This is a genomic window from Aeromonas media (assembly GCF_000819985.1).
In the GTDB taxonomy this organism is placed as follows: domain Bacteria; phylum Pseudomonadota; class Gammaproteobacteria; order Enterobacterales; family Aeromonadaceae; genus Aeromonas; species Aeromonas media.
Genome location: NZ_CDBZ01000058.1, coordinates 1 through 11,800, shown reverse-complemented (window position 1 = coordinate 11,800; position 11,800 = coordinate 1). Strand labels below are relative to the sequence as shown.

The window sequence follows — 11,800 nt, the reverse complement described above, 5'->3', positions numbered from 1 at the left end:
TCCTTAACTGATCAGCATTGTCCCGCCATGGGGCTTTTTCACTCCGTTTGGCGCCACATCGTACCTCGATCGCAATCCGTGTCGCTGGCAGCAGTAATACCGTCACACTCAGGAAGGCTTGCAACATCTGTGGATCCGTGAAGGGGATCCCAGTGTTGCGAGTATTGCTTCGGACTAGCAGATAGCCAATCCATTCGATGAAAGCCGCTCGTTGCTCGCGATAGACCTGGCGAGCCAGTTTAACCACTTTACGGAGTTCGATTTGCTCCTTATGACTGCGCAAGGCTCCAGGAAGCAAATTCAGATGATGTGACGTTGAGTAGAGCAATCGCTGTGCTCCCCGCTGAGTCTTAAATGCTTTAAGTAAATGAATTTTTTCAACTAACTCATCGACCATAGCGGGTGTGAGTTGATAACGATTGAGTTGATCGGTGATATCTTCATGTCGTGCGAACCGTGCGATCAGCTCCAGAGCGGCATCAAAATCCAGCTTGTGTTTAACCAAGGGAGGGTAAGGTGCACACTCCATCAGGACCCAGGAGACCTGTTGAAGATAAGGCGAAAGCGACTGGAGCAGGGCCTCCCGGCAGCGCTGCCATGTCAAGGGCCCCTCCAACCAGTCGTTCTGTGTGAGCTTTGCACGAGACAGCCCGGTGAAGTGGTGTCGCAGTGACAAAGACCAGTCGTACTTAGCCTGCAACAGACACGCTGCATTGACCCAGTGGGTAAAATGCAAATATGAGTGCAACGTCGTCTCCGGGCTCTGATGGCCAGCAAACTGGGCCAGCGCCCAATAATCCCCCTGAGTGGATGAGTGTGTGATGGTCTGGTAGATAGAGGTACACTGTGCGGCCGACCAAGGCAGGAAATGTGCCCACCCTGGCAAACTGTGCAGTGCCAGAGCTTCGTGATGTAGCAGCAGTTGTAGGCGGCTCAATGCCGTATGCCGCAGATGATGGAATGTATAGTATTTCCCACCAACCTGCCGAAGGATACTGGTTAACGGCCCCCTGATCTCTTCATCCGACATCGGTATCAACCAACCGCTCTGTGAGGGAAACGCCAGCGCGTTCGCGTTTTTCGCCTTTCGCGGCCATAACCCAGACAAGTACGCATCCAATCGAGTACGCTCTTCCGGGGTCAGCAAGACCCCCAGGGGGATCTTGCGGGTGGCACTGTCACTCTTGCCATCATCAAGCCGGGTATCGCGGATATATAGCCAGCACTCTGGACTGCGTTCGATATCTTTTAACCTGAGCTTTTGGATCTCGCTCAAGCGCAGTCCAGCACGATAAGCCACGATGTATAACGCGCTCAGACACTCTCGGTAACTCGATGAGGTGTGCGTCATCCGCTCCATTCCACGCAGCAACTGTCGAAAGAGAGGTTCACTGAGATAGGTGGCACGCACATGGGGCCTCTGGCGCTCGCGCGGGACCAGCTCCTCCGGCAATGGGGCCAAGTGGTAACTCGCCACCGCATAGCTGTGCAGGCTGGTCAAGCGTGCAGCCATGTAGCTGACAGCATTCTTTTGGCTAACGGGCGCCTCGGAAGAGGAACTTTCCGGCTCTGCGGAGGAGGATCTTTCCAGGTCCGTCCGTTCAACCGCACCAGAGAGCGCCGGGTCGACGACCAGATTTGAAGTCCCCCCATACTCTTCCAGCAATGCTCGATAACAGCTCAGAAAACGATCGCCATCCCATAAGCCGAGATCATGATCAAAGCACCGAACAAGCCATTGCTGACCACCGCGACTAAGGTAACTGCGCAGCGTCGAAGGCTTGTTTTTGTTCTTTGCGATGCATTGATGTAGCCACCCAACCAGGATCTGCTCTGACTTGCTGAGGGTCTGCTCATTGCGCAACCGGTTCAGTCCTGCGAGGCAGCTTGCCTTCGTCTGCTTGCGAGTCGCGCTCTCCTTTTCCGCCAACACCGTTCGCAACCGAGCCAGTAAGGATGAATAAGGGTGGTCTTCGCCATGGTAGCGCCAACGCTTGGAACTGCCTGCCGTCAGGTTATCGACTAATCCGGTACTCGCCTCCTGCGCCAAACACACCACTTGGTGACCATCCGCAACCGTCGGATGATGCAGTGAAAGCCAGTTTTCATGAGGCAGCGGTACACTGTGTAACGCCCCAGATGCCACATGAGTCAGGATCTGTGGCCAGCGGACCCCGGCTTGCCCACCGGTTACCAGACTCGCCCCTTGGCAAAACTCTTTGATCCCGCGCAGGGGTGCAGTCAGATGTCTCTGGGCCCATAAGCTGAATGTGTCGAGCTCAACGGCAAGCTCAAACGTTTTGCCGCGCCGACGATACCAGCGCTGTACCAACCCCAGAGTCGGCAGGCTTAGGAAAATCTGGAGCTCGGTAACCCCCTTCCCTGCTCTATCGTGCGCATTGGTGGCCAACGCCTTGCTCTCTAACGTCAAAGGCAACCAAACAACTGAGCCATTCGTGCATAATCTTCGCCGCTCAGCGATGGCCAGCATCAGTGCGTGCAAAATCGCCGTCTGGTGTACACCGCAGTAAAACACCGCGCTATGAAGAATGTCGGCCAGTAAATCTTCAGCTTCGATCAGGCTAGTGTCGCGGGCCTCGATCTGTCTATGCCAGTTCAGCAGCGCTTGACTACAGCGCTGCGCTTTGTCAAACCACTTTTCAGTGTAAGGTAGCGGGCGCCGAAGCACCGTCAGGGGGATTGTCGGCAACGGCAACTGCCAATACCCGCTGGTATTGCCCTGCTGCAGGCAAAGCAGGATGGCTCGCAGCCCAGCCTTGAATTCAGACTGTTGCCTATACTTGCCCGTCAACGTGCTCATCGCCAATGGCCACAGATACTCAAACCCTCGGACATCGGCTGGCTCCTTGAATAGGCCGGGCAAATGTTGCAACAGCGCATCCAGTGCTCGACGCTCTATTTGCACCTGAGCACGTTTGAGACGATCCCGACGCATAGCCCGACCAGACCGAAGAACGTTCGCTGCACGCTCATCTTCCTTTCGAAGCTGTTCACGCCAATCGATCAGTGGATTGTCCATTCGCCCATCACCTTCAACCCGAGGGTTTGATGCCATTTGTCCAGCACGTCCGTCAGGGTAAATAGATCGCTCAACGCCGCACTACTGTACTGGTTTGTGAACTCTGTCCCCATCTCCTCATGACCAAGCAGCGCATCGATAAACTCGGTGGCCACGCCTTGCTCCAGCAGGTGGCTGCGCACCGAATGGCGATGCCAGTTTGGCGCCAGGGGCAACAGATTTTCGAACTGCCTCATCATCGAATTTGGGGTGACGATTTCTGTGCCTTCCAGGCTGCCATCTTTGGCCTCGACCGCCCAGAACAGGAGCGCTCCAGCTCCACTCAATGCTTGCTCCGCCGCCGACACTAACGGCGCCAGCAGCGGCTCACGCTGACATGCCAAATATGTCAAATAGCGCTCCCAGGCTTGCAGTTGCTGCACTGCCAACGCTGACAATGGCACCAACCTGGCCGAGCTCACAGATCGTCCCTCTTTGTCTGTCAGCCGGATAAAGCGACTGATGAGGCAGTAATCGCCACGCCTGCCGTACATCTCCGTCACGGGCCTGGCGGCAGTAGAAAGATGGAGGATCAACAAACTGTGGCGCACGAGGAGGTTATGATATTGCGTCAGCGTTGGACGCTGCTGCCGTGACCCACTGAGTCGTGCACAGAGGTACTGCTGATAATTTCCTAGGAGTCGAGCAAGCTCGCCAACGCTAGGATAGAGGCGTGATCCGACAGCTCCTTGTTCTAATTCCGGTGCCAGCACCACCGCGGTCATCCCCATGGAGGCCAAATAACGGCGCCAGATCTGCAACACGTCTTTACGTGGCACATGACTGTAGGCCATAGGGGAACATTGCTGAGCCGCCTTGCCACGCAGGATACCGGCAATGGCGCTATCAATCCCCTCTCTTTGCAACCAAGCACGCTGGTAGTTTTGCAGCTGTCGCATGGTCAAGGCCGTGCCAGCTCGCTCATTTGCTCGCGCTAAACAATCCACCTGCGCGCTACTACTCAATGTCCTCCAACCGTGTCCAACCAATAAATGAGTGGCCCATTTTGGCAAAGGTAGCTGCAAGAATAAGTCGCTCTTTGGCAAAAAAGAGTGCAATTTCCTATGCACTCGGCTGTGGGCAACCTCTACATAGCGTTGTAGATACGCCCCATGAGGAAGCCGCCAAATACCACTGGCATTCTTTGAGGGTCCGTCGTCATCGGCAAATCGAGAGCCAGGAGCAGGCAATTTAATCTCAGTACTCGGCCAGACCGGCAGCTTGTGCAAGTCCTCGCTACTCGTGCCCATCACCAGTTGCAGCAGGATCGACAGCGCCGGCAACGCCGTTTCATCGACCGCCTGAGGCATCAAGGCATCGACGAGGCGTGTGATCTGTGACGCTGTGGCAATCCAAAGGTTGGCCGGCAACTGCAGATGACGCATCGACATGGAGAGCGCTACCGAGGCGCTTTGCAAAACCCTCGCCTGAATATCCATCAACCCCTGTGGCTGAGAGGACACCAGCAGCGTCTGCTGCTCAGGGAGGGTTCCTCGCTCCTCTTCACCCTCCCACTCGGTCAGTTTGACTTTGCCGCGCTGCAGCAGAACCTCCCGTAGCAACAGGATTTGGGTCTGCTCGTCGAGCTGCTCTTGATAACGCGCCTCCAGTTGGAACCGCTGGCGTTCGCCGGTTGACCGGGTACCCGTTTTGATCTCTTTGGCTCGCGCCTTATAGAGTCGGCTCAGTAGGGCCTCCAAGGCCCCTGTATTGACGCTCACCTGCTTGTTATTGGCATATTGCTCTCTCTGGATCTTGATGGCTTGCAATAGCGTCAGTATCGGCTGCGTAAAATCGACCTCAGACAGGGCCTTAATCATCACCTCACGTTGATTGTTCGCCATCAGCCTGACGTTGCGCAGCGCCTCTTCGACCGTTTGGTCCCGCTCGGCAATACCCTGAGAAAAATTGATATGTGATAACGCCAAGACGGCCAGGATCGTCACGGACTTGAGCTGAGCAAATAGCTCACCGTTGAGGCTATGGCCACTACGCAATTCCGCCAAGATGGCGTCAACGAGATAGAATTGGCTGAGTCTCCGATCTTTACTCAACCGCTCACGCATTTGCATGGCAGAGAGTGGCGATGGGGGCAGCATCTCTTTGGATGAGACAGAATCGATCCACTGCAGCTCGGCGGCCAACAACGCGGTCAGTGTTGGATCCAATCCCAGGATCCCCTGACAGCAGGCTTGCAACGATTCAAGGATTTGCCGGTGCCACTCGGCCAACGCCTCCGGAAACACCAGCTGTCGGGTAAGGGAACGGGCGGGTTCAGCGTCAAGACCCTCCACTGCCTGCTCCTGCGAAAGGTCATCACTCATCGGCTAACCTCTGCAAGAAGAAGTTAGGTTCGGGCACCGATACCATCCCGTTCTTTTTGTCTTTTTGCCGGGACTTGCTCAGCGCCTCCTGAGCATGCGCCAGCTGTTCCCGGGACAACCCGCACACCTTGGCCCAATAGTCTTGAGACAACCGCTTCTTCTGAAACCAGTTAAGACGCTGCTCGTCTGTCAGAACGCGATTGAAAATTCGTCGGCTGCATTCGATGAGACGGGGCTCCCCTAACAGCGTCATCAACCTCAGCCACTCCCCGGCCAGATGCTGCTCGACCTCACCATCATTCAGCCCGCAGGGGATCAATCGTTGCCCAGGCGGCGGTTTGATTGGCGACGGCCAAGACAATACTGGCAACAATGGCCCTACGATCATAAGCGCACTGCCCACATCATCGCCTGACGACAAGGGACGATAGAGAATAATGGCTGACTCCCAGAGCGTATGGAATTGATCGGCAATCGGCAGCCCAGTCTTGAAGCCCAACTCCAACCACGCCTCACGAAACGCGACTAACGCCGGATGGATCTGATAGTTCCCTGACTCCTTCGTCCTCATGTAAACCCCGTGTATCACCCGTTACTAACACATTACATAAAAATGTATTTTGTTTTCAAACAGTTCCTTAGCGATAAACCGATTCAGCCACACACCGAACCTCTGAACCTGCGCATGGCAGGCCTACCGCAGGCAGGTACTGTGAATGAAGTCAGGAATGGAGATGCAATTCACCAAGTGGGTAATCGTCGAGGGAGCGGGATCATTTAGCCGATATGCAAGGGGGAATGTGACTGACTCGGGTGACGTCAATTGAACAATACTTGGCTTTCTCCTGCACATGCTGGACACCGCTGTCGAGCGGTAACGCCTTCAGCGAGATAGGTCGCCATCAAACGACGACGCCATGCTCAATCTGACCGATGAGATCGATAACTGCCTGAGCTCCGACAGCGGTCGTCAGGAAAGTAGCAGGAGGGTTTCCTCCCAGCGCCCGGGCAGGTTTGTTCAACCACTCAAGCGCCTTCCCCCTGTCCCCCTCGAACAGCGACTCCGCAGCCTCCATCACACTAACGAATGAATAGATACGGGCACTCTGAGCGCGGGACAGCAGGGCCGCCGCAGTGCGCTTGCGTGTCACCGTCGAGCGGTCAATGCCAACCAGCTGACAGACTATCTTGACGTCGCAGCCCAGCAACGCAGCCAGTTCATTGACGATGGAGGGAGCCATTCCAGCCACAATGAGATGATGCGCCCCCACAAGCTCCTGGGGCAAGGCCAGCGAGGCCATCAGCCCCTTCGGTTGGCGGATCTGGCGAACAGAACGATAAGCAGCGTAGGACATGGCGAGGCGGCTCCCTGTATCATTGCGCCTTTAAACTAGCCCATCTAAACCATACCATCAACGATGCAGGACTCTTTCAAACCCCAAACGTTAACCTATGAAGCCACCGCAAAACTGCGCCAAACTTGCCACTAAAACTGGCGCAGTTTAGTTAACTGCGCCAAAATGGCGCCATATATATGAAAAACGCGCCAACAAACACGATGTCAGCGACCACAGACCTACTAGAGACTATCAGGGGATCCGAAAGCGGATTGACGCTGGCTGAACTGCTGGGCCGCCACCCGAGCATTGCCAGACGCACCGCACAGCGCCTGATAGCCAAGCTGATTGAAAGCGGCCACATCACAGCCCAAGGCGAAGGACGGGCTCGCCGCTATCATGCTGACTCCGAGAGCCATACCGAGCCCCGGATAGCCAAGGTGGACAGTTTCCCCGCGTTCATCCCACTCTCTGCCGACAGCCTGGATATCCTTGCCTATATCGACCAGCCCCTCCCAGCCCGCAAGCCCGTGGGCTATCAGCATGATTTCTTGCAGGCATATCATCCCAACGAAACCTGTTACCTGTCCGAATCACTGCGCCGTCAGTTGCACAACATGGGCAAGACCACAGACATCGATGAGCCTGCCGGCACATACAGTCGAGCGATCCTGAACCGTTTGTTGATCGACTTATCATGGGCATCGAGCCACCTGGAAGGTAATACCTATAGCAGGCTAGACACCCGTGAACTTATCGAGCACGGCAAGGCCGCGCGGGGTAAGGGAGCCATCGAAACGCAGATGATCCTGAACCATAAAACCGCGATCGAGTTACTGGTCGAAAACATCGACAGTGCCGAATTTAACCGCTACACCCTGATGAACTTGCACAGCGCCCTGGCGGAAAACTTGCTACCCAACCCTGCCGATGAGGGGCGCATTCGCCAACATGCTGTCGACATCAGTAAAAGTATCTATCGCCCGTTATCCACGGCACAACAAATCGAAGAGGTGCTGGACGAGGTGCTGAGCAAAGCCAATCAGATCCACGATCCGTTTGAACAATCGTTTTTCATGATGGTGCACTTGCCCTACCTACAACCTTTTGCCGACATCAATAAACGCACTTCCCGCCTAGCCGCGAATCTCCCCCTGTTTCGTGGCAACCTCTGCCCGCTCACCTTCCTCGATGTACCAGAACAGGCCTACAGCCGCGCCACCCTCGGTGTGTACGAAATGGCCCGCATCGAACTGCTACGCGACCTGTACGTGTGGGCTTATGAACGTTCAACCCAAGAATATCTTGCCATCAAGCGGGATCTCGCCGAACCTGACCCACTTCGCCTAGCATGGCGGGATCTTATCAAACAGACTGTCCGTGGGGTCGTCACGTCGATCCAACTTGATCCACTCAGCACCATTGAACAAGCGGTGTCAGAGAACGTCCCGCAGCAAGAGCGATCGGCCGTACAGGCACTGATTGTTGAAGAGTTGCGAAGGCTGCATGAAGGTGTTCTGGCACGCTATGGTTTACGGCCCTCGGAGTTTATCGCGTGGAAAGCGCAACATGGGCGCTGATTGATACTGTGACAATCGTCGAGTTGAGTATCTATTAAGGTATTCCATAGTGCGGTGCTCTATGCCGAGGACATCATCATGAGTTACCAAAGCCTGGCAGCCACCACTGCCAATATCACAGAGCTCAGACGCAATCCAATGGGGACCATCAAAGAGGGAAAAGGCGATGCCGTCGCCATCCTCTATCGTAACGAGCCAGCATTCTATTGTGTGCCGCCTGAGCTCTACGCCTACTATCTGGAACTGGCCGAAGATGCCGAGCTGAACCGTATTGTCGATGAGCGAGTCAAACGGTCGGAGTTCGTCAGCGTGAACCTGGAGGACCTATGATTTAGAATCCCATCCTTGCCATCACTACCCTCAGCTCTTGCAAGTCAACGTTGATCAAGCGCGGGCTGGAGATCAACGCTACGATGCCCCTTATTGTCATCGCAGCATTAGTCGCGTCATGGCCCTCCTCCCCTCATTGTGTGAGCGAACTGGCAGCGCCTGCTGATCTGGGCCCCGGTGTAGTAATAAAGGGGAATTCACTTGGGCGCTTCCGATGGAGACGAACCACTGAAAAGCAAAGGCCGTCAGGCGGCATTCCTGTCTGACTCATCCATCCGGGGTTTTCAGCGTCCAATTTTGACCACCCTGGAGTGTGTGCAACCATCCGATTTTTGGATCGAAGATCCATCAGCAGCTTGTTGTCGTGCTCGGACTTCATGCGGTAGGCTGCGCCCGGCGGCAAGACGTTAGCCTAGTGGTTCATGTCGATGATGACGCAGGGATGGCCGCCACCCGCCGGTTAAACTCGGCAAACTCTTCAGCATTATCTTCCCAACGCTCAATGCTGGCCGCCAGCAGGTCTAACAGCTGGACGTTGTTATCGTAGTCATCCACCAGCTCATCTATCAGTGCCAGCGCACTTTCGTAGTCATGCTGGTTGTCGATATGGGTGAAGTAGGGCAGCTCGGCCAAGGCCTCTCGGAGCTGTACCAGAATGGGTTTCAACATGTCAGAGTTACCTTGTTGGTTGCGCCCCCCCGTTTTCGATAACACTGGGGACCTGTCCAGTTTAGATCTTCAATGGAGGTGGCTGCTTGGTATGACACCATCACTGCATTTGCAAATTTTCCCGAGAAACCTCGGCTAGATTGGCAAAATTTCGTGCTCATCAATTCAAGAAGGTATTTAAAGAAGCGAACGCGGGTGCGAACTTGTGAGCTCCCGTGAAGCGATCGCAACAATCATGGACTCACTGACAGAGACGATCAACCGACGCACCATCGCTGCCTTGGCTTTTGTTGCGCCAACCCCAGTGCACTCCTGCTGAAACTCGTTACACCTTGTTTTAATGGCCCCTTGAATCGAAAGTGCGACACCCATACCTGAGGATCAAGGTTAAATACCGCCTTTAGCGTGTGAAAAACATTTACCGCCTAAAGCAGGTAAATATTGATATACCTGCCACAGCGTGTAAATTAAAAGAAATTACGCTACCAGGTAAGTCAAATCATGAAAGTAACCAGCGCCAAGCAACTTAGTGCCTGTCTCAAGGATGCCAGGCTTTCGCAAAAGCTCTCCCAAGGCAAAGTGGCCGGCAAGGTGGGGATCAGGCAGGACACGGTGTCCAGCTTCGAGCTCAATCCCGAGTCAACCAAGCTGGAGACCTTGTTCAAGATCCTCGCCGCACTGGAACTCTCCCTCGATATCAGGCCCCGCACCGATCCTGCGGAAAACGCCACGCCTGGCTGGAAGGAGGAGTGGTAATGGCCAGCCTGACGGTCTACATGAACGGATACCGGGTAGGTACCTTTACCAAGGCGACCAATGGTGCTCACCAATTTCAGTACGATGAATCGTGGGTGAAGTTGCCAGGCAGCCGCCCCATCTCGCTCTCCATGCCATTACGCCAGCAGCGCTACCAGGGCGATCAGGCCTATAACTTCTTCGATAATCTGCTGCCAGATAACCCGGAAGTAAGAAACCGGGTGGTGGCGCGCTATCAAGCCGATTCCACCCAACCCTTTGATCTGCTCAGTTGCATTGGCCAGGACAGCGTGGGGGCATTGCAACTGGTGGCTCAGGGCAGACCTGTGCCAGACGTTAAGCGCATTGAGTGCAAGCCGCTCTCTGACGCCGAACTGGAGCAGATCATGACCAGCTACCAGCAAGGGATCCCGCTTGGTATGGTGAGGGAAGAGGACGATTTTCGGATATCCATCGCCGGGGCTCAGGAAAAGACCGCGTTACTCTACCTCGACAACCGTTGGTGCTTACCGCATGCAGCGACCCCAACCACCCACATTATCAAGCTGCCCATTGGCAAGATCGAAAGCCACTCCTACTCGATAGACCTCTCCCAGAGCGTAGAAAACGAATATCTCTGCACCCTGATCGCCAAAGCATTGGGTCTTCCGGTTCCCCATTGCTTCATCATGCAGGTCGGCAAGGTCAAGGCTCTGGCGGTGGAACGCTTCGATCGGCGCTACGCCACGGATCGCAGTTGGATCATGCGCCTGCCCCAAGAGGACTTCTGCCAGGTGTTGAATGTACCGTCAGCACGCAAGTACGAGAGCCATGGTGGACCGGGCATTGCTGACATCATGACGACCCTGCTGGGATCGGCCACGCCGGAGCAGGATCGGTACCTGTTTATGAAGTCTCAGGTGTTGTTCTGGCTGCTGGCTGCCACTGATGGCCATGCCAAGAATTTCTCGGTGTTTATCGAACCTGAAGGGCGTTTCCGGCTTACACCGTTTTACGACATCCTTTCCATGTATCCTGCATTTGGTGGTAAAGGATTACATCCCCGTGATGCCAAGTTGGCCATGGGGCTTACTGCAACCAAGGGCAAAAAATACGCGATAGAGCAGATATTTCCTCGCCATTTTTATCAAACGGCCAAGGCGATTGGTTTTGAACAAGTGCAGATGGAAAAAATCATCAGCGAACTGACGGATAATCTGGATGAGGTAATATCAATCGTTCGTCAGCAATTGCCTGATACATTTCCCACTGAGATTGCAGATTCAATTTTGGGTGGACTCAGTTCGAAAGCGCAACGCTTAAAACGATAATTGACCAATGTGACAAATGCCTCTTGCATCGCCCCAAATGAGCCTCTATCGAGGCTCATTTTTTTTGCGTACGAGCGAGTGAATGATCCATTTTAGATCAAAAAAACAACTAAAAATGCAGAAACCTGAAGTGCTAATTTTGGCAACATAAAATTTCCTCAGCTAACCTAGACAGACTTAACGGCAATAAGACATTGATTTTAAAGTATTATATTTATTTGATGTTTGACGTATTCTGATGACATTTTAACTCTATTAACAGGTACGGCCTTCTAAGCCGTGGGTCGCAGGTTCGAATCCTGCAGGGCGCGCCATTTAAAATGTGTTTTAAATCATTGAGTTATTGACGAAGAGTGTGACTTATCGTCCATTCGGCAGATTATCTCAAGATGACCTTGGCCACGCCTTGGCAGAC

The 11,800-nt window shown here is 54.2% G+C and carries 9 protein-coding genes; 4 read left to right on the top strand and 5 right to left on the bottom strand.

Going from position 1 to position 11,800, the window contains the following annotated elements; genetic code table 11:
* The 4 genes from BN1127_RS04610 to parS form a co-directional block, all read right to left on the bottom strand.
* Window positions 1-3,040, bottom strand: a 3,040-nt coding sequence (locus BN1127_RS04610) for a tyrosine-type recombinase/integrase (RefSeq protein ID WP_042648679.1), incomplete at its 3' end; no start/stop codon positions are given.
* On the bottom strand, window positions 3,025-5,403 hold the full coding sequence (locus BN1127_RS04605; RefSeq protein WP_010674973.1) for a site-specific integrase: 2,379 nt from the start codon (window positions 5,401-5,403) through the stop codon (window positions 3,025-3,027). The genes BN1127_RS04610 and BN1127_RS04605, both read right to left, overlap by 16 nt.
* Window positions 5,396-5,974: a hypothetical protein gene (locus BN1127_RS20840; RefSeq protein WP_021140685.1), complete on the bottom strand. Its 579-nt coding sequence runs from the start codon at window positions 5,972-5,974 to the stop codon at window positions 5,396-5,398. The genes BN1127_RS04605 and BN1127_RS20840 overlap by 8 nt, the downstream gene beginning before the upstream one ends.
* Before the next feature lie 331 nt (window positions 5,975-6,305).
* Window positions 6,306-6,758: a type II RES/Xre toxin-antitoxin system antitoxin gene (gene parS, locus BN1127_RS04595; protein WP_021140686.1), complete on the bottom strand. Its 453-nt coding sequence runs from the start codon at window positions 6,756-6,758 to the stop codon at window positions 6,306-6,308.
* Window positions 6,759-7,012: 254 nt separating this feature from the next.
* Between parS and BN1127_RS04590 the strand changes: the two genes are divergently transcribed.
* Window positions 7,013-8,320 carry a Fic family protein gene (locus tag BN1127_RS04590; protein WP_021140687.1) on the top strand — a complete coding sequence of 436 codons (1,308 nt, stop codon included), beginning with the start codon at window positions 7,013-7,015 and terminating at the stop codon, window positions 8,318-8,320.
* Window positions 8,321-8,398: 78 nt separating this feature from the next.
* The gene (locus BN1127_RS04585) at window positions 8,399-8,650 is read left to right on the top strand and encodes a type II toxin-antitoxin system Phd/YefM family antitoxin (protein ID WP_010674977.1); all 252 of its coding nucleotides are present in this window, start codon (window positions 8,399-8,401) and stop codon (window positions 8,648-8,650) included.
* A gap of 420 nt (window positions 8,651-9,070) precedes the next feature.
* On the opposite strand, the gene BN1127_RS04580 is transcribed toward BN1127_RS04585, so the two are convergent.
* A complete protein-coding gene (locus BN1127_RS04580; protein ID WP_010674978.1) occupies window positions 9,071-9,319 on the bottom strand; it encodes a hypothetical protein in 249 nt (82 codons plus the stop codon).
* A 501-nt stretch (window positions 9,320-9,820) separates the two neighbouring features.
* Between BN1127_RS04580 and BN1127_RS04575 the strand changes: the two genes are divergently transcribed.
* Both BN1127_RS04575 and BN1127_RS04570 read left to right on the top strand, forming a co-directional pair.
* Window positions 9,821-10,075 carry a helix-turn-helix domain-containing protein gene (locus BN1127_RS04575; protein WP_005329233.1) on the top strand — a complete coding sequence of 85 codons (255 nt, stop codon included), beginning with the start codon at window positions 9,821-9,823 and terminating at the stop codon, window positions 10,073-10,075.
* A complete protein-coding gene (locus BN1127_RS04570) occupies window positions 10,075-11,385 on the top strand; it encodes a type II toxin-antitoxin system HipA family toxin (RefSeq protein WP_042648678.1) in 1,311 nt (436 codons plus the stop codon). The genes BN1127_RS04575 and BN1127_RS04570 overlap by 1 nt, the downstream gene beginning before the upstream one ends.
* Window positions 11,386-11,800: the final 415 nt, after the last annotated feature.

What these genes read in the sequence shown, in the direction of transcription:
- BN1127_RS04570 (WP_042648678.1), top strand. Translation starts at nt 10,075, where the DNA reads ATGGCCAGCCTGACGGTCTACATGAACGGATACCGGGTAGGTACCTTT.
- parS (WP_021140686.1), bottom strand. Translation starts at nt 6,758, where the DNA reads ATGTCCTACGCTGCTTATCGTTCTGTTCGCCAGATCCGCCAACCGAAG.
- BN1127_RS04605 (WP_010674973.1), bottom strand. Translation starts at nt 5,403, where the DNA reads ATGAGTGATGACCTTTCGCAGGAGCAGGCAGTGGAGGGTCTTGACGCT.
- BN1127_RS20840 (WP_021140685.1), bottom strand. Translation starts at nt 5,974, where the DNA reads ATGAGGACGAAGGAGTCAGGGAACTATCAGATCCATCCGGCGTTAGTC.
- BN1127_RS04575 (WP_005329233.1), top strand. Translation starts at nt 9,821, where the DNA reads ATGAAAGTAACCAGCGCCAAGCAACTTAGTGCCTGTCTCAAGGATGCC.
- BN1127_RS04580 (WP_010674978.1), bottom strand. Translation starts at nt 9,319, where the DNA reads ATGTTGAAACCCATTCTGGTACAGCTCCGAGAGGCCTTGGCCGAGCTG.
- BN1127_RS04585 (WP_010674977.1), top strand. Translation starts at nt 8,399, where the DNA reads ATGAGTTACCAAAGCCTGGCAGCCACCACTGCCAATATCACAGAGCTC.